Genomic DNA, 25,537 nt, shown 5'->3' on the forward strand with positions numbered 1-25,537 from the left:
CAGAGTTCTGTGATGATACAGTAGATAATATATTAGATTAAAATTTTACCAACCTTCATTTTGTTTAATGACTCCATGACTGTTTACAATTTCAGCTTGCGGAACTGCCCAGACATTATGCACTGCCGGGTTAAAGTTTCTGGCTGCCCATACCACCTGACCGGCAATTCCATGCAAAGGTTTGGCATATGCTTCTTTAGCATCTCCCCACCTTACAAGGTCTCTGTGTCTGTCTGCCCATTCTCCTGCAAGCTCACAACGTCTTTCATGTTTCAGGTCTGTCATTGTACAACCGGATTTTGGAGATAAACCGGCCCTTTGCCTGATCATATTAATCTCAAGATCAGCATTCTGCCCCATCATCAATAAGGCTTCAGCTTTAATAAGGATAACCTCAGCATATCGCATAATCGGAACAGCAAGATCTGTACATGGATAATCTCCGTTAGCGCTTACGTGCCCGCTTTTCAGCTGGTATTTAAAAGCATCCATGTATTTATTGAACTGATACCCGGTAAGAGAATTGATAGAAGCATATGTTCTTTCTGTTCCGTTAAACGTAAACTTATCTCCTAATTTCAGAATGGTTACACTTCTTCGGAGATCTCCTGCTTCATATTCATCATAAAGTTCTTTAGTGGGCTGAAAATATCCCCATCCGTTATATTCTCCCCAGCCTTTATTTTCAAGCATTACTCCGGGAAGAATACTCCCTACAGCATTAAATTTAGGAGTACTTGGAATAGACCAGATATATTCTGAACTATAATTATTTTCAGCTTTAAAGACATCTGCATAATTATTTAACAGGTTTCTGTTGCCTTTGGTGATGACTTCATTTGCCCAGTAAGCTGCATTCTGCCAGTCTTTCATAAATAAGTAAACCTTGGCAAGAAGTGCCCATGCTGCTGCTTTATGTGGTCTCCCATAATCTTTTGCCGGAAGTTCCGCCTGAGCAGGCAGCAATTCTGCAGCTTTTTTTAAATCATTGACAATAAATTTGTAGTTATCGGTTACATTGGCTGCCCGGGGAATCGGATTAGGATCGGGTGCTTTTGTACGGTCTATGATGGGGACCCCTGCTTTTTCATTTCCATAATTATAAGACAGTTCAAAATACATTCTGCTGCTCATAAATAAAGCCTCACCCAGATATTTATTCTTAACAGCTGTCGAAGTCTGAATATTATCTACATTACGGATAACCCTGTTTGCAACCCCTATCACATTATATCTTTTATTCCACTGGGTTTCCAGATCTCCTGCAGCAATATAGTTACTGCTGAAATTCTTAACATTGTCCGCTTCACTTTTTGCCCTTCCGGTCACCATATCATCACTTGCATTGATAAACCAGAAAAATCCTCTTCCATAAAACTCGCTGTCAGACAAAGGTTTATACATGGCGTTAGCTCCGGTAATCAGATCATTCTCCGTTTTCCAGAAACTGGCTTCGGTTGGAGTACCTTCCGGCTGGATATCAAGTTCTCCGGTACATGATAAAAGCGTTACTGCTATTCCGGACATTAAAAATATTCTATTGAAAAATTTCATTTTTAATTTTTTTTATTTGTTGAAAAAATTATAGCCCTACTTCTACTCCAAAGATGAAAGAACGCGCCTGAGGATATCTTCCGGTATCCACACCGTAAGAGTTCATTCCTACTTCAGGATCAAAGCCTGTATATTTGGTAATTGTAAAGAGATTATTGGCAGTCATGTAGATCCTGATCTTATTTACATCCAGTTTCTGGTAAAGTTCCTTAGGTAATGAATAACCAATTGTCAGGTTTTTCAGCCTTAAGTAAGATCCGTTTTCCACATAGAAATCTGAAACCTTGGAATAATTTCCACCCGGATCACCATGAACCAGTCTTGGAATATCTGTATTTGTATTCTGAGGTGTCCATGCATTAAGGATATCTCTATCCATATTATAATTTTGTCCTGTCCCTCCCGGATTTAATGAGATAAATTTCAGGCCGTTGAATATTTTGTTCCCGTACACCCCCTGAAAGAATACATTGAGATCAAAGTTTTTCCAGGTCATATTATAAGAAAATCCATAAGAAAACTTAGGATATGGACTTCCCAGATTTACAAAATCACTATTGCTGAGCACTCCTGTATTCCCTTCTTTTTTTAGAAACTTAATATCTCCCGGCTTCGCATTGGGCTGTATAAGATTACCATTTGCATCCCTGTAGTTGTTAATTTCCTCCTGTGACTGAAAAATCCCTGCTGTTTTATATCCGTAGAAAGAATACAATGGATCCCCTACTTTTACACGTGTAGGTTTTAACACTCCCCTTACGCCATTATCATTAATAAAAATTTCATCTACATCAGCCAACTGCTTCACCGTGTTTTTTAGTTGACTAAATGTAGCCCCTATTGAATAACTGAAATCTCCGGTATTTTTACTGTTGTAATTGACTCCTATTTCATATCCCTTATCCTGAAATAACCCTGCATTAACATATTGATTGTTATACGTCGCAGTACTTGGCAGATTCACATTAAAGATCTGATCTTTTGAGTTTTTCACAAAATAGTCAAACTGCAGGGAAAGACTGTTGTGAAAAAAGGAAGCATCCATTCCGAAATTGGTCTGTTCAGATTTCCCCCATTTCAGATCCGGGTTAGGTCTTGTGGTTGCATAATACGCAATATTCTGAGATGGATCCTGTCCAAAAATCACATTATTATCTCTTGTCATTAATGGGTTGACCGCTTGGGGTGAAATTCCTCCAAGATTTCCTAAAATACCATAACTTCCTCTAAGCTTTAAGTTTGATAGCCAGGAAATATCACTCATAAAATCTTCCTTTGAAAGCACCCATGCCCCGGAAACCGCGTAATAATTTGCAAAGCGGTTCTGTTTTGCAACCAGCGAAGATCCGTCGCGTCTTCCCAATAAGCTGACAATGTATTTTCCTGCATAATCATAGTTTAGTCTTGCCAGATAAGAAACAAGGGCTTGTTTAAATCTGTAGCTGGAAACTTCTTTATTGGTATCTGCTGCATTCTGAAGATATTGGAATACCTCTGCTTCGCTCCTGAAGTCAAATGCTTTTGCCATGAATCCTTCCTCAACCGTTTTCTGGAAAGTAAAACCTGCCAGGAAATCAAAATTATGTCTGCCTGCAGCGAATTTATAAGACAGGAGCTGCTCTGCCAGAGCTGTGGATGAATTGTTAGACTGATATTCTAAATTATTTGTATCGAATATTTTTCCTACTTCAAGAACCCTGGAAGTAAAGTTTTTCACATTCCCTATTTTAAATGTTTGCGAAAAGTTTGAACGGAATTTCAAATCTTTTGCCAATGTAATCTCTGCGTAGGGATTAACTAAAATTTCATGGGTAGGATTTCTGATGTTAATTCTTTTGAGATAAGCAACAGGATTGATCATATCTCCATAGCCTCCCGCCACATCAATAGGAAGCCCGGAGAAAGCTCCTGTTGGAGTGTAGACCGGTACATTAGGTGGATAATACATAGCAGCTACCAAAGCCCCCGTATAGCCACTTTTGGTGTCTGCCGTGTTTCCATCGGAATAATTGTAATACATATTTTCTCCGATCGTCAGCCAGTTTTTCACCTTATGCTCAGAATTCACTCTGAAATTATAGCGCTTTGCCTGTGTATTTATTAAAATCCCTTCCAGTGCCCTGTGATTCATTCCCACAAAGTATCTTGATTTATCACTTCCTCCGCTTAAATTAAGATTATACTCCTGAATTGTTCCGGTACGAAAAATTTCTTTCATCCAGTCTGTCCGGGTTATTCTACCGTCCGGAAACTTTTCAGAATTGAAAGCCAATGGTAAGCTACCAAGCTTTCCAGCGTTCGCATAAGCCTGGTACATCACATCCTGGAACTCAGCAGCATTTAAAGATTCTTTCAGTCTCCATGCTTGATTGATTCCATACTTCACATCAAAATCCACAGTGAGAATTCCTTTTTTACCTTTTTTGGTGGTAATCAGGATTACACCACCCGAAGATCTGGCCCCATAGATTGCAGCAGAGGCGTCTTTAAGAACCGAAATATCCTGAATATCATTAGGATTAATGGATGGTGTTCCGTTAAAAACAACCCCATCTACAACATAAAGAGGAGTTTCACCATTAATACCACCCAGACCCCGGATGTTTACCTTTGGCGAACCATTGGGATCTCCCCCTTCATTAACTACCGTTACTCCGGGGGCTTTCCCCTGAAGAACCTCACCTACTCCCGAGAGAGATCTGGAAGTCAGCTTATCCAATGACGCTTCAGAAACTGCTCCGGATACCTTACTTTTTTTCTGGGTTCCATACCCTACAACAACAACTTCGTCAATGACTTTTTCCTTTAAGCTGTCTTTTTTTTGAGATAGAAACATCGGAGAAACCGATATTGCACCAATAAGTAATACCTTCCCCGTTAAATAAGAAACTGAAACAGGGATCTTAAATACATTCATGACATCCTTTTTAATTAGATGCAAAATTAGAATAGCCCTATCTGAGCGGTATTAAGATTTTCTTATGTTTTTATTAAGAATTTTTAGCTAAGATCAATACCTCCCTTACACCCTGAACAGATAACTAACTGTATATCAAACACTGAACAGATAAATTAATTTATTCAACCGATACGGAAGGTCTTATTGAGATTAAATTTATTTTAAGTTTAATTGTCCGGAAACTAAAAACTCTTAGCCAAACAGCATATTATTATAGCTGCATATATTCAGAAATAATAAATAACAGAGTTCATTTTTCTTTTTTTACATTTGCTGGAAAATAGAAAATGCTTAAGCATTCTTTTTGAGATATTAAACAATTAAAAATTATACTGATCGAAATGACCATCATTATTACAGGTACCTCTTCAGGAATTGGTTTTGTATTAGCCGAATATTTTGGTAAAAAAGGACACCATGTATACGGTCTGAGCAGAAAATATGCGGAAAGCCAGTATTTCAAATCTATTCCGGCTGATGTTACTGATAATACAGCTGTTCAGAAAGCTATTGCCGAAGTTTTAAAAACAGAAACCAGAATTGATCTCCTGATTAATAATGCAGGAATGGGAATGGTAGGTGCTGTAGAAGATTCCACAAAAGAAGATATTCTAAAACTTTTCAGCCTGAACCTGGCAGGTGCTGTTCAAATGATGACTGCTGTTCTTCCGAACATGCGTGAACACAAATCGGGTAAGATTATTAACATTTCCAGCATCGGAAGTGAAATGGGACTGCCCTTCCGGGGATTTTATTCCGCCTCAAAATCTGCTCTGGACAAAGTAACGGAAGCCATGAGATATGAAGTATATCCCTGGAATATTGAAGTGTGTTCTCTTCATCTCGGGGATATTAAAACCAATATTGCTGAAAACAGGGTTATTGCAAAGGTCTCACAGCCATACACAACTGTTTTCAATAAAGTATACACTTTGATGAATTCACACGTAGATGATGGAACCGACCCTCTTGAGGTTGCTGAATACGTTGAAAAACTTTTAGGAAAAAATAAATGGAAAGCACATTACTATTTTGGTAAATTCGGACAAAAAATCGGAGTACCATTGAAATGGATTCTTCCACAGATAGTTTATGAGAATTTAATGAAAAAGTATAATAAACTGGACTAGTTTCAGTTATTAGAAATATTATACTAAAGCTACTTCATAATCCTTAATGAGTTAAGCCAATTATCAATTGAAATTATTTCTGAAAATATTCTTTGTGCTGTTCTGCGTTTTTATTCAAGCGCAGAAGAAACATTACTGGTTAATTGATACAGAAACCAACGTAAGGAAAAAAGTGAAAGATTCTGTTTCTGCAGTAAAATTCCTGGATTCTTTATCCCAGAATAATTATTTTTTCACTCAGCTGAAAGAAGTTAAAGTAAAGGGAGACAGTACAGAAATTTTCTATGATAAAGGAAAAAATTACAACGAAACTTATGTTGACCTCTCAGATTCCATTGTTCAGAAATTAAAAATACAGAAAGATTTTTTTACTAAAAATTTAGATTCAACCAAAAGAAGTATCAATAAAAAATATATTGATGAGGGCTATTCTTTCAGCAGAATTAAATCAAAATACAAAGGCAAGAAGAACGGCTTTCCTGTCATAGGGCTGGATATCAATAAAAATGATAAAAGAGTAATTAACGGCTTCGTTGTCAAAGGATATGAAAGGGTTCCTAAAAGGTTCATTAAAAATCTTGAAAAGGAGTTCAAGGGTAAAACCTATGATGACAAAAATCTTTTAGCCATTAATAAAAGTTTTCAGGGACATCCTTTTGTAACCCTTGAACGGCAGCCTCAGACATTATTCACTAAAGACTCCACAAACATCTACCTGTTTATGGAAAAGAAAAAGACAAACACCTTTGACGGAGTAATAGGCTTCGGAAACGATAAAACGGATAAATTTACACTGAACGGAACCATGAATGTTAATTTCAGGAATATGTTTAATGGTTTTGAGGCTATCAACCTATATTGGCAAAGAAATCCTGACAGAGGGCAGACATTTGATCTGGAAGTAGATATCCCTTACCTTCTTAAATCCAATATAGGAATGAATACAAAGGTTAATATATACAGGCAGGACTCCACATTTGCCAATGTAAAATTCCTTCCTGCATTTTATTACCATCTTAACAACCGGAATAAGATCGGGTTCCGTGGAACTTTAGAAACCTCAAGTGTTATTGATACTTTATACACCCAGGGAAAAGACTATAATAAAAGAGGAATCGGGATATGGTATGAAATGACTGAACCTACCGATATTGATCTTTTTCTTTATAAAACAAAAATCAGTGCCGGGTATGATTTCTTAACCACAACTTATACAAAGGGAAACATCAAAGCTAACCAGAACCAGTTTTATTTCTATGGTGAGCATAATTACCATCTTTCGGGAAACCATTTTATCAACATTAAAGGGGAAGGAAGGATGATGGATTCCAAAATGGAATTTTCTACCAATGAGTTATTTCGTTTCGGAGGCTGGAATTCTATGCGGGGATTCAATGAAAATTCTCTTGCGGCAGATTACTTTTATTACGGCAGCTTAGAATATCGGTATTTGATTGGCAGCCAGGCATTTTTTGATCTCTTCGGACAGTACGGACAGCTCAATAATAAATCGCTGGGAGTTAAACCCAAACTCTACAGCGTCGGGCTTGGGTTTAACTTCTTTATTCCTATTGGGCTGATGAGTTTCCAGCTTTCCAATGGAAACGAATTTGGTAACCCTTTTAAATTCAATGACATTAAAATCCACTGGGGAATTCTGAGCAGATTTTAATTATACGATCTTTACTTCTACTTCTCTTTGCAGTGTAGAAAAAAGGATTGTATATCCTTCACTTTCATTTTATCATATTGTTAATTATTTGCGTTAAAAAATATTAAAATTATATATTTTTCTTAATATGATATTAAAATACAGGTAACAATGCCACGGTATATTTGTCTTCAAAAAAATGAAGAAGACTTTAGCTACTTTTGCAATTTCTTTGCTTCCTCTTTATTTTACAGCTCAGGAAATTAACATTTCCGGAAATGTAAAATCCGAAAACGGGACAAGTGTTTCCGGTGTCAGTATTACTGATAAAAATACAGGCAAAACCGCCACTACTGATGAAAATGGAAATTTTACCATTTCAGCCAGCCCCAAAGATATTCTGGAATTCTATGCTCCAGACTTTTCTTTATATACTGTAGAAGTTTCTTCAAAAAAGCAGTATACAGTAACTTTGAAAAAGCTCAATGAAAAACAGATTGAAGGAGTAGTGATTACAGCATTGGGGATCGCAAAAAAGAAAGAAAAAATAGGCTATGCCACTCAGGAAGTTGGAACAAAACAATTTGAGACCATTACAACTCCCAGTATAGGAAATTTATTTTCCGGTCAGGTAGCTGGCCTTAATGTTTCCAATCCTACAGGAATGCAACAAGCACCATCTTTTACATTAAGGGGAAATTCAAATCTGGTTTTTGTAATTGACGGAGTTATTGTTGAAAAGGAAGTATTTCAAAATCTGGATCCTAACAATATCGAAAACATCAATGTCTTAAAAGGTGCTACTGCTTCCGCATTATATGGTTCCAGAGGGAGATATGGTGCAGTGCTGATTACCACTAAAGGTGCTAAAAAGAAAGGATTCTCAGTAGAATTTTCGCAAAATACAATGATTACAGGAGGCTTTACCAACCTTCCGAAAACCCAGACCGAATATGGAAACGGCTCACATGGCAAATATGAATTCTGGGATGGTGCAGATGGTGGGGTGAATGACGGAGATATGATCTGGGGGCCTAAATTCACTCCGGGACTACAGATTGCCCAATGGAACAGCCCCATAAGAGATAAGGTAACCGGCCAGGTAATTCCCTGGTATGGAGCCGTAACAGGTACAATGTACAATGATAAATCACGATATGAAAGAGTACCCATTGACTGGAAATATCATGACAATCTTGATACATTCCTGAAACCTGCAATAATCAACAATAGCAATTTCTCAATAAGCTACAAAAACAATAAAGATGTATACAGGTTTTCCGGTAACTTTATGAATTATGATGACAGAGTTCCTAATTCTTATCTTCAACGGTATGGTATAAACTTTTCCTCCGAAAATCATTTGGGAGAAAAATTGATCTTCGATACAAAGTTTAATTTCAACCAAACGTTTACTCCGAATATTCCCAACTATGATTATAACCCAAGTGGACACATGTATACTATCCTAATCTGGATGGGGGCAGATGTAGACGGAAAGGTTTTAAAAAATCATATGTGGATTCCGGGAAAAGAAGGAACCGCACAGGCTAACTGGAATTATGCATGGTACAATAATCCATGGTTCGGTGCTGAATATTATAAAAATCAAAACAGAACCAATATCATCAATGCCCAAACCGGTCTGGAATATAAAGCGACCAATGATTTTTCAGTGAAAGGCAAAATATCTATTGTTGAAAACCATAATAAACAGGAAATATTAAGTCCTTACTCCTATTTCAATTATAGCGCTCCAAGAAGTGGTGGGTATATTTTAAATGATACCAAAGCCTGGAACCTCAACTACGATATCCTGGCCACCTATAAGAAGAAAATTTCTGAGAACTTTGACTTTACAATTAACGCCGGAGGTTCTGCATTCTATTATAAAAATGACATCAATAATGCCTCTACCGATGGTTTGAAAGTTCCTGAGCTTTATTCTCTCGATAACTCCATCGGAGCTGTAAAATATTATTCATATCTCAAAGAAAAACTGATTTACAGTGCTTATTCAACAATTGATATCGGGCTATTCAATGCATTTTTCATTAACATTTCCGGACGTAACGACTGGTCTTCCACTTTACCTAAAGCCAACAGATCTTATTTTTATCCGTCTGCTTCTGTAAGTGCAGTGCTTTCCAATCTTATTAAAATGCCTGAAGCCGTAAATCTTCTGAAACTTTCTGCTTCATGGGCTAAAGTAGCCTATGACTTTAAGCCTTATTCTATCAGAAATTATTATGTAAACAATAAAGGAATTACTTTCAATGGAAATCCTACTTATTATTATCCAACTATTCTGAATGTTGAAAATACCTTAAAACCGGAACAAACAAAATCATATGAACTGGGACTAAGTGCCGGATTATTCAAAAACAGGGTCACTTTGGATGTTACTTATTTCAGAACCTTAGATTATAATAACATTCTGGAGTTTCCAACCGCACAATCATCAGGCTTTACCTCTCAATATGTGAACGGAAACGAATATACCACTAAAGGACTTGAAATTTCATTAGGGCTGACTCCCGTAAAAAGCAACAATTTTACCTGGAAATCATTGATCAACTGGAGTACTTATGAGCAGAAACTTACCTCCATATATCATGATATGCCTAATTACAATAATATAAAATTGGGTGAAAGAATGGACAGTTACTATGATTATACATGGCAGAAATCTCCGGACGGAAAGGTTATTCTGGATGCAAAATCGGGAATGCCGACAAGAGCAAATGCACCCAGCAACCTGGGGCATTTTAATCCGGACTGGACATTTGGATTTAATAACAACTTCAAATACAAAAAAATCTCATTAAATATCGGTATTGATGGAAGCATTGGCGGGATTATGAGATCCCAGGTGGTTGAAAAGATGTGGTGGGGAGGAAAACACCCGAACTCTACAGCTTACAGAGATCTTGAGTACGCTAATCCGGGAACCTACTATTTTGTACCGGACGGAGTCAATTACAATCCCACGACAGGGCAGTATACGCCTCACACTAAAGCAATAAGTTTCCAGGACTGGGCACAGAATTATCCTTACCAGGCCAGGGTAACCGAAGACGAGAGCGAATTATTTGCCAATGTTTTTGACAGGACCTTTATAAAACTGAGATCGGTAGTACTGGAATATGATTTCTCTTCTTTACTGAACCCAAAGGGGATGATCAGAAGTTTTACTGCAAATATTTCTGCTTACAATCTTGCGATGTGGAAAAAGTCTAAAAACCTTTATTCAGATCCTGACTTCCAGATCAAAACCGGTAAAGAAGGTGACATCAGCAATGACATTCAGGATCCTTCAAGCAGATGGTTTGGGATCGGATTTAATCTTAAGTTTTAAATTAAAGTACGACAATACAATGAAAAATAATATCATCACACAATTACAAAAGAGCAACGCTGTAAAATGCATCAATGCTAAAGTGATAATGGCTGCAGTCCTGTTCACTTTTACATCATGTGAATCCAACCTGGATCAGATTAATGAAAATCCAAATGACCAGGCCAGCGTTAATCCCAAAGTTCTTCTGACTTATGTTTCACAGGATGCTTTTCAGGTTAATGGAGATAATATGTATGCTTCCCGTATGATGATCGGAACCGATGGAGAAAATACATACCAGTATATGAAGTGGAATAATGCATCTTTCGAAGTCTATAACAAGGGTCTTCTGAATACGGTAAAAATGATGCAGGAGGCTGAGAAGATCAATAATAAGAATTATATAGCAATCGGAAAATTTTACCGGGCCTACTATTTCTTTAATTTAAGCCTTAAGGTAGGAAGTATTCCTTACACGGAAGCCATAAAAGGAGAATCCGGCATTACACAGCCTAAGTATGATAATCAGGAAACGGTAATGGCCGGTATATTATCTGAATTAAAAGAAGCTGTAAGCCTTATCAATTCCAATGATAAAATTGAAGGCGATATTATTTATAACGGAGATCCTTTAAAGTGGAAAAAACTGATCAATGCATTCCGTTTGAAAATATTGATGACCTTATCCCGGAAAAGTACAGCAGGAACCTATAATATTGCAACAGAATTCGCTTCTATTGCAGGAAACGAGGCTCTGATGACTTCAATTACTGATAATGGCGAGCTTAAATTTGCAGATGCAGCGGACAGCAGGTATACCATGTTCAATAACAGCGGTTACGGATCAAGTCTGTATATGGCAGACTATTTCATTAATATGTTTAAAGACAGAAAGGACCCCCGTTTATTTACATTTGCAGCACAGACAACCGGAGCAAAAGAAGCAGGAAAACCTGTTACGGACTTTACGGGCTATAACGGGGGGAACCCTACTTCATCCTATTCCGATAACGCAGCATTAATTACAGCAAAAAATATCTCCAAAATTAATGACCGCTTTTATAAAGACCCTACCAATGAACCTTCTTCAGTGCTGAGCTATTCAGAGCAGGAATTTATTCTGGCTGAAGCTGCGGCAAGGGGATGGATATCAGGATCTGCAAAAGTACATTATGATAATGCCATCAGGGCCAGTTTTAGTTTTTATCAGACCTATGTAAAAAATCCCAATCAGTATTTTGCAGGCTTTAATGTGGATCAATATTTAACAACTCCATTAGTGACTTATGACAATACGGCTCCTCTACAGGATCAGCTGAAGAAAATCATTACTCAAAAATATATGACCATGTTCCATCAGTCACAATGGACTTCATATTATGATTATCTGAGAACAGGGTTCCCGGATTTTCCTTTAAAAACAGGTGTTCCTGCGCCATTCAGATTCAGATACCCACAGTCTGAATACAATTACAACAGTTTCAATCTGAAGTCAGCACTTGATGCACAATACGGAGGAAATGACAATATTAATTCAAAACCTTGGTGGCTTCAGTAAGATTTTAATTACTTTTATATCAATAAAGAAAATCGCAGGAACATCATATTAACCTGCGGTTTCTTTCTTTTACGATTGAATATGAACAGAAGAGAATTTTTAGAAAAGTCAAGCTTTTTATTAGCCGGGCTGGGAACATCAAGTGTTCTCCACCCTTCTATTTTAAAAGCTTTGGCTATTGAACCGGCCGCACAGTCTACTTTTTATGACGCTGAGCACATCGTAATTCTGATGCAGGAAAACCGGTCATTTGATCACGCTTTCGGTACTCTTAAAGGAGTAAGGGGGTTTTTAGATCAGAGAGCTTTTATTAAACAGGATGGACATTCTGTTTTTTTTCAGAAAAATGATGCCGGAAAATATGCTTCTCCTGCCAGACTGGACCTTAGAAATACAAAATCAACCTGGATGAGCTCACTTCCTCATTCATGGTCTGATCAGCAAAAGGCATTAAATAAGGGAAAATATGATCAGTGGCTTCAGGCAAAAGCTTCCGGAAACAAAACTTATAAAGATATTCCACTTACTCTGGGATATTATAATCGTGAAGATCTTCCTTTTTATTATCAGCTTGCCGATGCTTTTACCATATTTGACCAATATTTTTGTTCTTCCCTGACAGGAACTACTCCCAACAGGTTATTCCTCTGGTCCGGAACTTTAAGAGAACAGCAAAATGGCAAAGTGAAAGCGAATGTCTACAATGACCATATTGATTATGATAAAGCCCGCCAGGCAAAATGGAAAAGTTTTCCTGAAATTTTAGAAGAGCAGAATGTTTCTTGGAAGATTTATCAGAATGAGATCAGTTTACCTAAAGGTATGTCCGGTGAACAGGAAGCCTGGTTAAGCAACTTTACCGATAACCCGATAGAATGGTTTTCTAATTTTAACGTGAAGTTTTCCAAAGGATATTATGAGAATCTTCCTAATATGATTGACCGTCTGAGAAAAGAGATTGAAAAAAATCCTGCTCAGAAATCAAGGATTGAAGCCATTATTACTGAATTGAAGGAAGACCAGGTAAAGTTCCATCCTGATAATTATTCAAAACTTTCCGGGAAAGAAAGAAATCTTCATGAAAAAGCATTTACCACGAATGTTAATGATCCTGATTACTGGAATCTGGAAATCGGTACTGATGAAAATGGAGAAAGGCTGGTAGTTCCAAAAGGTGATGTATTATTTCAGTTCCGGAAAGATGTGGAAGAAAAGAAGCTTCCTTTGGTATCCTGGCTGGTAGCTCCTGAGCATTTTTCTGATCATCCGGGATCTCCCTGGTATGGAGCCTGGTATATTTCAGAAGTGTTGAATATTTTAACTAAAAATCCTGAAACATGGAAGAAAACAATTTTCATTATCAATTATGACGAAAATGACGGATACTTTGATCATGTACTTCCATTTGCTCCTCCTGTGAATCCCGGTCAGCCCGTTGACATGAACGGAAAAGAAGGTGTGGAATATGTGGATAAATCTCAGGAATACATGTCCGACCCATCTTTGAAAGACCATGAAAAAATTGAGGGAACAGTAGGATTGGGATATCGGGTTCCTATGATTATTGCATCCCCCTGGACAAAGGGAGGATTTGTCAATTCAGAAGTTTCGGATCATACTTCTGTATTACAATTCCTGGAAAAATTCATCATGAAAAAATACAATAAAGATGTTCATGTTGATCATATCAGTGACTGGAGAAGGTCTGTATGCGGAGATCTTACTTCGGCATTTAATACGGCAAATATTCAGACTCCTGCCATAAACTACCTGGACCAGAAAGATTTTACCAAAACCATTAATTCAGCCAAAAACAAGCCTGTTCCTGATCTGAAATGGTATTCTGAAAATGAGCTTAGCCCCAATCTTCTTAATATTCAGGAGAGGGGAGTCAAACCTTCCAATCCACTTCCTTATCATTTTCATGTTAATCTGACAGAAGGAAAAATCAGAATGACCAATTTAAAGGATAATGGTGTTCCATTGCTTCTTTATGACAGAACCCAATTTAATGGTAGTGACTATCATTTCTCTTATGCCCTGTACTCCAGGCAGGAATTATCTCATCCGGTAACAACAGGGATATATGATTGGGAAATCTTTGGTCCCAACGGATTCTTCAGAAAGTTCAAAGGTAATTCTGTCCCGGAGGTCGAAGTAATATTTATCAATAATACTTCAAAGAATCAGGCAGAGCTGATTTTTAAAAACAATAAAAAGAAAAGTTTTGTGTTTGGCCTGGAGGATCTCTATGAAAAAAACAAAAAAAGAATCTCCATAAATAAGGCGGAAGAAAAAATAATTTTTGATCTCAGCAAAAACAAAGGCTGGTACGATATCAAGGTATCATCTGAAGAATGTGTATGGCATTTTGCCGGAAGAATTGAAACCGGAAAAATTTCAATTTCTGACCCCCACTGGGCTTAAAGATTCGATCTCATATAAATCCTGTACAAAAAATGTACAGGATTTTTTTTATAAAGGTAAGGGTATTTTTTTATTTTCAATCATATTCCAATATAAGAACGTGATATTCATCAATATAAAAAAATACCAGATTTTTATTTCATAATACATTGAATTTTATTATATTCACTTAACTAATTACTCATATCATGAAAAAATTAAGCTTATCTACTGCAATGTTATTATTTGCAGTAGCCGGATCCGGAAATCTGAGTGCACAAGACACCAATACCGATAATCACACTATTACTATTTCTATTCCTGAAGTTGCTCTGGTAGATATTGAACCTGCCGCAACAAAGAATATAACTTTAGGGTTTACTGCTCCTACAGAAGCCGGAAATCCTATTATTCCAAGTGCAGCCAATACAGCACTGTGGCTGAATTATTCTTCAATTAAATCTACTTCAGACCCCACCCGTAATGTTTCTGTAAAATTAAATGCCCTTATCCCGGGAATAGATATTAATGTAACTGCTGCTGCTGCCACCGGCTCTGGGGGAGGAACATTAGGAACTCCGGCAGCCCAGCTAACACTAAGTGCAGCTGACCAGACCATCATTTCCGGTATTGGTAGTGCATATACCGGAAATGGAGCAAATAACGGACATAACCTTACTTATGCTCTTGCTGCAGGAAGCGGCCCCGGGGGAGTAGCTTCTTATGCTGATCTTGAGGCAACAGCATCTACTGTAGCAACTGTTATCTATACAATCTCAGATAACTAAACGACTCTTTATTTTAAAACATACACAAGAAGAAGCTGGCTGTCAGTTTCTTCCTGGTTTTCTATTATCTCTCATTTAATTTCAAACTTACATAATTATGATAAGGCGTATTTTTTTCCTAATCTTACTGATCCTGCAGTTCAACTTACTACAAGCCGGTATCGTAGTACTTAATGGACTTACACACTCCTACAAAGTGGAGACAGGAAAAGTGTATAAAGGAAAAATCGCTATTGAAAATACAAGCAGTAATCCTCAGAGTGTAAAATTATTCTTACAGGATTTTAGTTATCATTCTGATGGCACCATTAATTATACTTCTCTGCACACCCATAACAGAACAAATGGAGACTGGATTAAGCTCAGTACCAACCTGATCACCTTAAAAGGGAAGGAAAAAACCGAGGTATTCTATGAAGTGGCTGTTCCTGATAAAATTGCAGAACCGGGAAGCTACTGGAGTGTTATTATTGTAGAACCTGTAGAAGATATACAGCCCAATGATCAAAAAACAGGAGTAAATATAACCTCTGTTGTCCGGTATGCCATACAGGTAATTACTGATTACGAAACTGACTCCGCTAAACCGGATCTTAAATTTGAGAGCGTCAAAATAGAAAAGGAGGCAGGCAGGCAGACAGCAAAGATTGCAATAGCCAATAATGGAAATCTTTATTGTAAGCCCATAGCATCTATTGAAATTTATAACCGTAAGACCGGCGAAAAAATCGGAATCTATTCAAGTCTGGCAATGGGCTTATTACCAAACACTTCGAAATCATTCCATATCGATCTCAATAAGATTCCCCCGAACCAATACAAAGCAGTTATTATTGCCACCGACGAAGATGAAAATGCTTTTGCTCTTAATGTGGAATTAGAAATAAAGAATGATTAAAACCTGGATATTATATTGTATCACCCTCTTATTTCCGATTATAACTTTTTCTCAACAGCAAACCAATCAGCTGATTAGCAAAAAAGATAGTTTAATGCCGGGGACATCTACTTCTATTTCTTTTGCATTAGAAAACAATACTGCTGAAAATAAAGTATATAATATTTCGGTTTCAGTTTCAAACCCCTTTATTATATCCATACTGGCAAAAGAAGAATTCAGGATTAAGCCGTACGAAAGTACCCTGTATATTGTTCCCTTACGTGTTTCCACCGAAGCTCCACAAGGTTCTTATTCTGTTACTTTAACCGGAACTGATATATCTACCGGCATACAGGTTATCAAGACCACCCAGGTTACAGTACTCGGAAACCGGAAGCTTTCCCTAACAGCTATGAATTCACCTGAGTTTGTAAAGGCAGGTGAAACAATCCGTGCAACTTTTCTTTTAAAAAATAATGGAAATGTGACGGAACACCTTATTTTGGAAAGCAAAAATGCAGTTGTGGATCATAATGCCTCAATCATTTTAGCTCCTGATGAGGCAAAGCTTATCGGAATATATAAAATTACCAGTTCCCAACTTGAACACAATGAGTTTCAAAACCTTAATCTTTCAGTTTATTCCATTGATAATCCGAAAGAAAACCAGGCTGCCTATGTGAGTGTCCAGATTATAGCTGTGAAACCTGTGGATAACGATATCTACCACAGACTTCCTGTTGCCGCTTCATTATCATTCATAGGAATGCGTAATATGGGAAAATATCAGGACGGCTTTCAAGGGGAAATATATGGTAAGGGAACCATAGATAAAGAAAATAAAAATAATATTGAATTTCATGCTGTAACCAAAAATCCTGTTGAATTCAATTCATTCACCCAATATGAAGAATATTTCGTGAATTACAAAAGAGATAATTTTTTTGTTCATCTAGGTGATAAAACCTATTCAGCATCGTATTTAACTGAATTTGCCAGATATGGTCGCGGAGCAGAGATCCGCTACGATTTCAAAAAATTCAGCCTGGGAGGGTTCTATAATCATCCGCGATTTTTCCGGGATATTAAAGACGAAATCAATGTATATGCAACTTTTAAACTTCGTAAAGAATCTGAAATTACTGCCGGATATCTTTATAAGATACCACAGAAAAAAGACCTGGAATACAAGGATATCCGGCTGGATTCTGAAGCTCATCTTCCGTATGCTGCAGGAAAATTTAAGATTTCGAGGAACATCAGCTTTACGGGAGAACTTGCGTACAGCCGATCCGGAAAGACAGAAGGTGCAGCATATATGATACAGACCCAGGCCAATTTTGAAAAACTGAGTGGAAATCTAATGTATATGAAATCAGATCCTGACTTTGCTGGATATTTTACTAACACAAGTACATTTAACGGAAATGTTCAGTACAGGCTCTCCAAAAGAATACATATTTTTGCCAACTATACCCATGACGCCAGGAATTTTCAGAGAGATACTTTATTTTTAGCAGCTCCCTACAGGAACTATTATCAATATGGTATACAATACAAATATCTGTCTACCGGATCTGTTATGTTTACCAACGGATATCAGAAATATCAGGACCGCCTTCAGCCAAAACAGTTTGATTATTCCGAACGTTATTTTAAGATAAGTATTGATCAGCAGCTGGGAATATTCCAGTTTAACCTTGAAGGGCAGTTTGGAAAAACAGATAATTATCTTACGGGGTTCAGTGGTAATTCAAAATTCTATTCAGCAAATCTGGCCTTTGAGAAATTCAGAACTTCATTTAATATCTTTGGAAGCTATGCCATTACTTCGCGATATCAGCTTCAGGATCAGAAACAAATTTATTATGGAGCAAGACTAATCAGTAAATTCTCTGAGAAGACCAGCCTAAATATTTTTTATCAGAACAATTATATGCCTGAAGAATATTTCAGAGACAGAAATCTTTTTGAGGTGTTATTTCATCAGCAGCTGTTTCCGGGAAATGAAATTGATTTATCAGGAAGATACTCATTGCAACGTGGTGAGTTAGGAAATAAAGATTTTATATTCTCGTTACGGTATACCTGGCGCCCGAATATTCCTGTAAGAAAAATTGCTGACTACACTTCATTGTATGGAAATATCAGGAACCTTGGAATAAAGAAAACGGAAGGAATACGGTTAGTACTTGGCAACTCTTTATCAGTAACCGATAAGGAAGGAAACTTTATATTTAAAAACATTATTCCTGGTAATTATTTTCTTGAAGTAGACCGTTCGACTCTTGAAATTGATGATATTACCAGTATTGCATTTCCTGTATCCTTACAGCTTACAAATAAAGAGAATAATTTTAATTTCGGAGTAACCAAGGCTTCTGCCATTAAGGGAGCAATAGAACTTTCCGAAAAGGAAGGCGAAGAACTTAATAATTTTATTCTATACCAGCCCTCAAAAGAGAAAAAAAGAAAACAAAGCATCGTTATTGAAGCTAAGGGAGCCGATCAGACATACAGAAAAATAGCTTTTATAGGTGAACCTTTTGATTTTACTTATTTACGCCCGGGAGAATGGACCGTAAAACTTTATAGAAACGGGCTGGACAAACGATATAAAATCGCTGTAAATAATTTTCAGTTTATGCTCAAGCCCGGCGAAACACATCATATGACCATTCATATTGTGAAACAGCAAAATGAGATTAAATACCAACAGGAAGCCATTAAAGTAGGTTATAATAAAATAAGAAGCAGAAAATGAAAATAATACTACCTATACAATGTTTGATGCTTTGTGCCATCTCTCAGCTGTTATTTTCACAGACTACAGGAAACAGATCCGTAGCCGTTACATTACCGGTGGTCACATTACTGGATATAGAACCTACGGGAGCTATTACGATGAATTTTACAGCTCCTGCCGAAGCCGGCTTTTCCATAACAGCTCCTGCTGCCAATACAACGAAATGGATCAATTATACTTCGGCAATTGCCCCCGGAGGACTTACAAGAAGAATTACGGCATCTATAAATCAAGTTATTGCAGGAGTAGATATAAGATTACAAGCTGCTGCTGCTTCAGGTTCAGGAGGAGGAACATTAGGGACTCCAACGGCACAGGTTACCCTTTCCACTGCCGCTGTTAATATCATTACCGGAATTGGCGGAGCTTTTACCGGAAGCGGAGCTAATAATGGCCACAGACTTACTATAAGCCTTTCCATCAGTAATTATGCTGCCCTTTCCAGAACCAACACACCCGTTATCATTACTTATACCATTACTGAATAAAATGAGACAGCCCTACCTTATCACACGTTTTAACATATCTGTCATAAAGTATATCTGCTTTATCTTTTTCATGGCTTCCGGTCCTCGTTATAATGCACAGACATTAACAATCTCCGGAGCAAACTGGACTGTAAGCCCTCCCGGTATTACAGAAGCCGGAACCAATTATACCGGAACCTATGAAAGCGCGACCAACCAAATCGTTCTTGCCGTCAGCGTTCCCTTACTATTAGGAAATGCAAAGGTATCTGTACATTATGAACCCAATCCTACCTGGCACAATTCATTAATATTATCAGCAAAAAGGACAAATAACGGAACTACACTTTGTGCTTTATGCACTATTTCAGGAGGGTTGACTTATCAGACACTTACCCAAACTGACATAGAACTCTTCAGGATCCAGGCGGTCTTGGCTCTGGCAGCCTATACAGGAATTAACATACAGCTTCAGCTAAGCGGAGTATCCGTAACCATTCCTGCAACAAGCTATCAAAGCAGAGTTGTATTTACTGTGGCTGGCCTGTAAAAAAACAATCCTTTTTCGGATTGAAAAAGGACTGTTCTTAAGGTGTATTAATGTTTTTAATGTTTTGCCCACCAAAGCGGTGTTAATACGGCATCTGTACCTCCCAGCAGCTCTACTGCTTTATTGTAGCCTGCCTGGTCTGTATTTCTAAACGTACTAGGATATCTTAATCTTTGTGGGAAATTCTGAATTGAATTTGTCATATAATTTCCTGAGTTGAGATTAGGAAGATTTACCAATGGAGTTTCCACTGCCGGATTTTCAAAGAATGGCAATCCAAGTCTTCTGTGGTCATTCCATGATTCCAAAGGAAGCCATGGCATATTGGCAATGTATTTTTGCGTGATAATCTTCGTTAACTTATCATTTTTAACTGATCCGTTTTTATAAATGGTATTCACCGGGTACTTAATGTCAACAGAAATCAAATTACCGGATACCGGATCTTTGTATTTCATGACATGGCTTGCTCCAGGTTCTGTAGTATGGCTGTATAAAACTGAAGTTCCATCCCGGTTATAGTCTGTTGAAGCGATGTACTGACCGTAAAATTGTGATACTCCATTATAAACAAAGCTATCCTGTATTCCTTTATTATAAGCAGCTTCATCACTCATTGGAACGGACCATCCTTTTAATGCAGCCTCTGCCATAAGGAAATAAGTTTCCCAACTTGCAAAGAATATCCTCGAATTTTTACCTTCTCTATATTGTCTTCCAAGAGCTGGCATACATCCAACTACATTTCTCAACCCGTTTCTTTGCCCTTTTACTCCCCAGTTTCCAATTGTATAGGCATTCCAGGTATTAACAGTATTAATGCTGTCTTTAGTATTATCAGCATAAGTTAAAAAACCATAATTTGTTGTTGCCTGATTGGTATAAGTTGGATAGAGGGAATAGATAGGATTTGTAAGGTCTCCGGGAATATAGAACGTTTTATATGCTCTGGGATCAACTTTCCCCGGCAGTCCGTCCAGCCAGAATCCGGCACCCGGATCATTGGTCATGGTAGTAAACTGCTGATCATACTTTATACCGATATAATCAGAATTCTTTACAGCAGCATGTTGTGCTGCAGGTAATTGATCTGTTGAACTGATTCCCCCCAGACCAATATACATATTATTAAGCGTTGCTGATAGGATCTGAGAATTCCACTCCCTGGACATTACACCTGACAAGGGATTCCATCCCGGATCTTCTTTTACCGTAAAATTATCATCACTTGTTGTAATCAGCATGTTAGAATTCGCTGCTGCTTCAAACTCTGATTTCGCTTTTGCAGGATCTACTGCTGAGATTCTCATTGCAATTCTCATTCTCATGGAATTGGCATACTTTACCCACTTACCCCAGTTAAAGCCATACACCATATCCCGGGCATTGGGATTACTTGGAGCACCTTGGTTAATATCCATCTTTGCAACAGCATCTTCCAGCTCATCCAGAATAAAATAATATACTTCTTTTTCGGAGTTAAACTGCGGGTTTGTTCCCTTAAATGCCTGGATAGGCTGCGGCCCAAAATTATCTGAGAATTCACTCATCAGGTAAGCCCTCCATATCCTGGCAACCTGTATAAGATTATCATAATAAGGTTTTCCCTGACCTAATGCTTTTTTTTCGTTTGCAATCTCAATGGTTGCATTGGCGTTGTTCAGCCATTCGGAAATATATTTCCAATATTCTGAAGTCCAGGAATCATCATATGACCCTCCGGCAATTCCCGTGGTCAAATGCTGTCTTGCTGCAGTTTTCCAATATAACACAAACACACGTTCTGCAATATTTGGATCTTGCTGTGCTCCTAGTATAGAATTATTCAGAAAATATTCCGGTTCTGCTTTATTGATATCTACCGAAAAAGGATCATTATTAATGTCTTCAAAATCATTGCATGACGTACAAACTACTGCCAATGTTATTAAAGATAAAATATATTTTTTCATGATGTTATTTTTGTATTTAAAAGCCTAATGTAATTGTAAACAAATATGATCTTGTTGTAGGAAATGCAAGATTCTCAAACCCTACAGCATTAGAATTAATAGCAAATACAGACTCCGGGTCTATACCTTTTGCTTTGCTGTAAATCATCCATACATTATTGGCAGTGAAAGAAACTTTCGCACTTTGTAAAGCCAGTTTTTCAAAAATACTCTTAGGGAAACTATAAGATACCTGAACATTTCTTAATCTGATATTGGTAGCATCATAAATATTCTGTTCAGTAATGCCCAGATTACCTGCTGTAACAGCAGCCCAGTAATCCTGTTGTGTTATCTCTTTAGTATTGGCTGTATAGCCTCCCCCGTTTTGGGCAACAACTGCATCAACTACAAAATTATCCCGTCTTCCTCCGGGAGCCGTATCAGCCGCAAGACCAACTCTTTGTAAAGCAGATTGAGTAGATGAGAAAAATTTCCCACCAATCCTTCCATCAATAAGGAAAGATATACCAAAATTTTTATATGCAAAACTATTGGTAAAACCAAACAGGGCTCTCGGGGTTTGATCTCCTAAATAATATTGATCAGGAGTAGCTTGCGGCAATCCATTCTCCCCGACAATCAGCTTTCCGTAATAAGGACTGTTTACATCTTCTACCCTCAAAAATTTTGTCCCATAAATTGCTCCGTAAGGCATTCCTACTTCAGCAAAAATTCCTACATTATCAAAGCCATCTATTAAAGGATATTTTAAAACAGATCCGTCAATTTTATCAATAACACTTTTTAGCTTTGAAAAATTAGCATTAAAATTCCATACAAAATTTTCGTTCTTTAAAATGTCTGTATTCAATACTACTTCAATACCGCTATTCCGAAGTCCTCCTGAACTAATCTTCATTTTTTCATAGCCAGAAAGAGGGTTCATTGGTAAATCAATTAATTGTCCTGTAGCATTATTTCTGAAATAGCTGACATCTAACGATACCCTATTAAAAAACTTAAGGTCTGCTCCTACTTCAAATGTCTTTAACTTTTCAGCCTGTAAATTAGAATTATACAGAATCTTTTTCCTGCCAAGTACTGCCCCCCCATTAGGATCAGCACCAAGTTTATAAGTATTATATAACTCATACGGATTTAGAGAATTTCCAGTTACAGCATAAGCTGCACGAAGCTTGGCAAAGGTCAGTACTTTAGAAGTTGATCCGTTCAACTTGCTTAGCATTTCAGTCAAAACCAAGGAAGTACTAATAGAAGGGTAAAAATATGATCTGTTCTCAATACTTAGCGTTGAAGACCAGTCATTTCTTGCTGTGGCATTAATAAACCAGTACCCATCATAATTGATTTCCGCTGCAGCAAATACTGAATTTATTTTTTTCCAGAAATCAACTTCATTATTTGCAATACCAGCCAGATCACTTGTATTATTAACACTGAATACATTAGGAACAATTAGATTTTGAGTGCTAAAATAAAGAGCTTTTGTTCTGCTTTCCATCATTTGCCCATATACAGATAGTGACCCGCCCCATTTTCCAAACAGGTTATCCTTCTTAGCCGTAAGACTTGCTATATAATTATTCTCATAGAATTTTTCTTCACCTGTGGCATAGGCATTCCTACGTGAAGAACCTGTCCATACTCTGGCATCAGAATTTAGGGCATAAAAATCAGTGCCTAATCTTACATCTGCACTTAACCAATCATTAAACTGATATTTAAGGTAACCATTTAATAAAAAACGGTCTTTTTTATCAGCATTAAGACTATTGTATGCAGACCAGTATGGGTTAATCCCATTAGGAGTGATCCAACGTGAATTTACCTCATTTTGTGTTTGTCCTGCACGATAATCCCTTATATCAATGTTTTGAGACATAAGGAGGATATTACGATAATAATTACCATCTCCCTGACCACCCGAAGGTCTGTTTTTGGCTTTTGAGCTAATATATTGTACTTTTACTTCTGATGTCCATCTTTTGTTTGCTCCAAAAGTTGAATTCATCTTAGCCATAAAGTTGAATCTCTCAAATTTTGAATTTGGAATCTGACTGTTATCATTTAAATAATTTGCCGAAGTATATAAACTTGATCCTTCACCCAAATTTTCCTGGAAACTCAATGTATGCTGCGAATTTATACCCGTCTTAAAAAAACTTTTCAAATTATCATACCTCTGCATATTAGATCCTTCAAAAGCAGGCCCCCAAGAGGATGTATTATCACTATTTTCGGGATTTGGCGTACCGTTAAGGCCCAAACCAAAAGATTTTTGCATATCCGGCTTCATAAAAATAGTTTCAAAACCCAGACTTGTAGAATAAGTAATACCTAGCCCTCCTTTCTTCTTTCCGGTTTTAGTAGTGATCAGAATTACACCATTCCCCCCTCTTGACCCATATAATGCAGAAGCAGCACCTCCTTTAAGAACAGAAATGCTTTCTATATCATCAGCATTAATATCACCTAAACCATTTCCCATATCCAGGTCAGGGTTCCAGAAATCATTATTATAGTTTCCATCATTCTGCTTAGGCTTAGAACCTAAGTTATTGCTTAATGGAACTCCATCTACCACAATCAGTGGCTGATTATCTCCTTTAAAAGAATTAAATCCTCTCAGGTTAATTCTGGAAGAAGAGGCCGGACCAAATCCACCTTTTATTACCTGAAGCCCTGAGACCTTTCCTACCAGAGCATTTGTGACATTTGTTTCTTTAGCATCAACTAGTGTCTGCCCTTTTACATCCTGAAAGGAATAACCTAAAGCTTTTTTCTCTTTTTTAACTCCATACGCTGTTACAACGATCTCATCTATTTTTGATGCCTTTGTTGAGTCTGTATTTTGTGCATACAACCCATTAAGACAAAAAAATAAAGATGGGAGGAGTCCGATCTTAATTATTGTTCTATTCATATATTATACACGATGGTTTAAACAAATATAATATTTTAACGGTGTTTAATACCACACCACCAAAAATTAAAACAGATCGTTAAAAGATATTGATAACTTGAGAGTTAAGTAAAAAAAAATTATAGAAAATTTAATTTACAGTTAATTTGTCAATGCCAAAAACAGAAGCTGGCCATAGAAAATTTAGGATTTTAATTTTTTTATAATACAAACTGTATACAACATTTCACATAACAATAATAAGATTTATGCCTTGCCAGAGCCGGGGAGTAATAAAGCTGGATAGCGGTACGGTGATGAGTTATGAGTTATCAGTTTTGGGATATGGTTCCAGGGTAATTGATGAATGGTAAGCTGTACTCATTGTTAATTCCTTGCTGATGGCTCATGGCTCATGGCTGATGGCTTATTGCCTATAGCTCATTCACAGGGGTATATAACAAAAAAATCCTTTATCATAACGATAAAGGATTTTAAAAATAAAATAAAAACTGGCGGCGGCCTACTCTCCCGCGTTAGCAGTACCATCGGCGCTGGTGGGCTTAACTTCTGTGTTCGGAATGGGAACAG

General features: G+C 37.2%; 14 protein-coding genes and 1 rRNA gene. 10 read left to right on the forward strand and 5 right to left on the reverse strand.

All coding sequences use genetic code 11. The annotated features are described in order from the left end of the window. Positions 1-45: 45 nt before the first annotated feature. Both DRF59_RS12130 and DRF59_RS12135 read right to left on the reverse strand, forming a co-directional pair. On the reverse strand, positions 46-1,554 hold the full coding sequence (locus DRF59_RS12130) for a RagB/SusD family nutrient uptake outer membrane protein (RefSeq protein WP_115960210.1): 1,509 nt from the start codon (positions 1,552-1,554) through the stop codon (positions 46-48). Between the two features lie 28 nt (positions 1,555-1,582). Next, on the reverse strand, positions 1,583-4,471 hold the full coding sequence (locus DRF59_RS12135) for a SusC/RagA family TonB-linked outer membrane protein (RefSeq protein ID WP_115960213.1): 2,889 nt from the start codon (positions 4,469-4,471) through the stop codon (positions 1,583-1,585). Between the two features lie 383 nt (positions 4,472-4,854). On the opposite strand from DRF59_RS12135, the gene DRF59_RS12140 reads away from it, so the two are divergent. The 10 genes from DRF59_RS12140 (at position 4,855) to DRF59_RS12185 (ending at position 20,089) form a co-directional block, all read left to right on the forward strand. Continuing rightward, the gene (locus DRF59_RS12140; RefSeq protein WP_115960216.1) at positions 4,855-5,643 is read left to right on the forward strand and encodes an SDR family oxidoreductase; all 789 of its coding nucleotides are present in this window, start codon (positions 4,855-4,857) and stop codon (positions 5,641-5,643) included. Between the two features lie 94 nt (positions 5,644-5,737). Then, on the forward strand, positions 5,738-7,315 hold the full coding sequence (locus tag DRF59_RS12145) for a BamA/TamA family outer membrane protein (protein ID WP_241505577.1): 1,578 nt from the start codon (positions 5,738-5,740) through the stop codon (positions 7,313-7,315). Positions 7,316-7,493: 178 nt separating this feature from the next. After that, on the forward strand, positions 7,494-10,652 hold the full coding sequence (locus tag DRF59_RS12150) for a SusC/RagA family TonB-linked outer membrane protein (protein ID WP_115960222.1): 3,159 nt from the start codon (positions 7,494-7,496) through the stop codon (positions 10,650-10,652). A 19-nt stretch (positions 10,653-10,671) separates the two neighbouring features. Further along, positions 10,672-12,192: a SusD/RagB family nutrient-binding outer membrane lipoprotein gene (locus DRF59_RS12155; protein WP_115960225.1), complete on the forward strand. Its 1,521-nt coding sequence runs from the start codon at positions 10,672-10,674 to the stop codon at positions 12,190-12,192. A gap of 81 nt (positions 12,193-12,273) precedes the next feature. After that, positions 12,274-14,619 carry a phosphocholine-specific phospholipase C gene (locus tag DRF59_RS12160; RefSeq protein ID WP_115960228.1) on the forward strand — a complete coding sequence of 782 codons (2,346 nt, stop codon included), beginning with the start codon at positions 12,274-12,276 and terminating at the stop codon, positions 14,617-14,619. 188 nt (positions 14,620-14,807) lie between these two features. Continuing rightward, a complete protein-coding gene (locus DRF59_RS12165; protein ID WP_115960231.1) occupies positions 14,808-15,386 on the forward strand; it encodes a hypothetical protein in 579 nt (192 codons plus the stop codon). Positions 15,387-15,483: 97 nt separating this feature from the next. Then, a complete protein-coding gene (locus DRF59_RS12170; RefSeq protein WP_115960234.1) occupies positions 15,484-16,284 on the forward strand; it encodes a WxL protein host-binding domain-containing protein in 801 nt (266 codons plus the stop codon). Between the two features lie 94 nt (positions 16,285-16,378). Next, positions 16,379-19,030 (forward strand): COG1470 family protein, encoded by a 2,652-nt coding sequence (locus DRF59_RS12175; RefSeq protein ID WP_241505579.1) that lies wholly within the window; start codon positions 16,379-16,381, stop codon positions 19,028-19,030. Further along, on the forward strand, positions 19,027-19,560 hold the full coding sequence (locus DRF59_RS12180; protein WP_115960240.1) for a hypothetical protein: 534 nt from the start codon (positions 19,027-19,029) through the stop codon (positions 19,558-19,560). The genes DRF59_RS12175 and DRF59_RS12180 overlap by 4 nt, the downstream gene beginning before the upstream one ends. Before the next feature lie 70 nt (positions 19,561-19,630). Next, positions 19,631-20,089: a hypothetical protein gene (locus tag DRF59_RS12185; protein ID WP_115960243.1), complete on the forward strand. Its 459-nt coding sequence runs from the start codon at positions 19,631-19,633 to the stop codon at positions 20,087-20,089. Positions 20,090-20,145: 56 nt separating this feature from the next. Here DRF59_RS12185 and DRF59_RS12190 read toward each other — a convergent pair whose 3' ends face one another. From DRF59_RS12190 to rrf, 3 genes are all read right to left on the reverse strand, one after another. Next, positions 20,146-22,041: a SusD/RagB family nutrient-binding outer membrane lipoprotein gene (locus tag DRF59_RS12190; RefSeq protein ID WP_115960246.1), complete on the reverse strand. Its 1,896-nt coding sequence runs from the start codon at positions 22,039-22,041 to the stop codon at positions 20,146-20,148. Positions 22,042-22,057: 16 nt separating this feature from the next. Further along, positions 22,058-24,967, reverse strand: coding sequence for a SusC/RagA family TonB-linked outer membrane protein (locus DRF59_RS12195; protein ID WP_115960249.1), 2,910 nt, complete (start codon positions 24,965-24,967; stop codon positions 22,058-22,060). Between the two features lie 489 nt (positions 24,968-25,456). Then, positions 25,457-25,537, reverse strand: a 5S ribosomal RNA gene (gene rrf, locus DRF59_RS12200); the annotation flags it as partial.

The organism is Chryseobacterium flavum (assembly GCF_003385595.1).
GTDB classification, from domain to species: domain Bacteria; phylum Bacteroidota; class Bacteroidia; order Flavobacteriales; family Weeksellaceae; genus Chryseobacterium; species Chryseobacterium flavum.

Excerpts from the sequence above, each read along its gene's own strand:
- DRF59_RS12130 (WP_115960210.1), bottom strand. The coding sequence starts at position 1,554 with ATGAAATTTTTCAATAGAATATTTTTAATGTCCGGAATAGCAGTAACG.
- DRF59_RS12135 (WP_115960213.1), bottom strand. The coding sequence starts at position 4,471 with ATGAATGTATTTAAGATCCCTGTTTCAGTTTCTTATTTAACGGGGAAG.
- DRF59_RS12140 (WP_115960216.1), top strand. The coding sequence starts at position 4,855 with ATGACCATCATTATTACAGGTACCTCTTCAGGAATTGGTTTTGTATTA.
- DRF59_RS12150 (WP_115960222.1), top strand. The coding sequence starts at position 7,494 with ATGAAGAAGACTTTAGCTACTTTTGCAATTTCTTTGCTTCCTCTTTAT.
- DRF59_RS12155 (WP_115960225.1), top strand. The coding sequence starts at position 10,672 with ATGAAAAATAATATCATCACACAATTACAAAAGAGCAACGCTGTAAAA.
- DRF59_RS12160 (WP_115960228.1), top strand. The coding sequence starts at position 12,274 with ATGAACAGAAGAGAATTTTTAGAAAAGTCAAGCTTTTTATTAGCCGGG.
- DRF59_RS12165 (WP_115960231.1), top strand. The coding sequence starts at position 14,808 with ATGAAAAAATTAAGCTTATCTACTGCAATGTTATTATTTGCAGTAGCC.
- DRF59_RS12170 (WP_115960234.1), top strand. The coding sequence starts at position 15,484 with ATGATAAGGCGTATTTTTTTCCTAATCTTACTGATCCTGCAGTTCAAC.
- DRF59_RS12175 (WP_241505579.1), top strand. The coding sequence starts at position 16,379 with ATGCCGGGGACATCTACTTCTATTTCTTTTGCATTAGAAAACAATACT.
- DRF59_RS12180 (WP_115960240.1), top strand. The coding sequence starts at position 19,027 with ATGAAAATAATACTACCTATACAATGTTTGATGCTTTGTGCCATCTCT.
- DRF59_RS12185 (WP_115960243.1), top strand. The coding sequence starts at position 19,631 with ATGGCTTCCGGTCCTCGTTATAATGCACAGACATTAACAATCTCCGGA.
- DRF59_RS12190 (WP_115960246.1), bottom strand. The coding sequence starts at position 22,041 with ATGAAAAAATATATTTTATCTTTAATAACATTGGCAGTAGTTTGTACG.
- DRF59_RS12195 (WP_115960249.1), bottom strand. The coding sequence starts at position 24,967 with ATGAATAGAACAATAATTAAGATCGGACTCCTCCCATCTTTATTTTTT.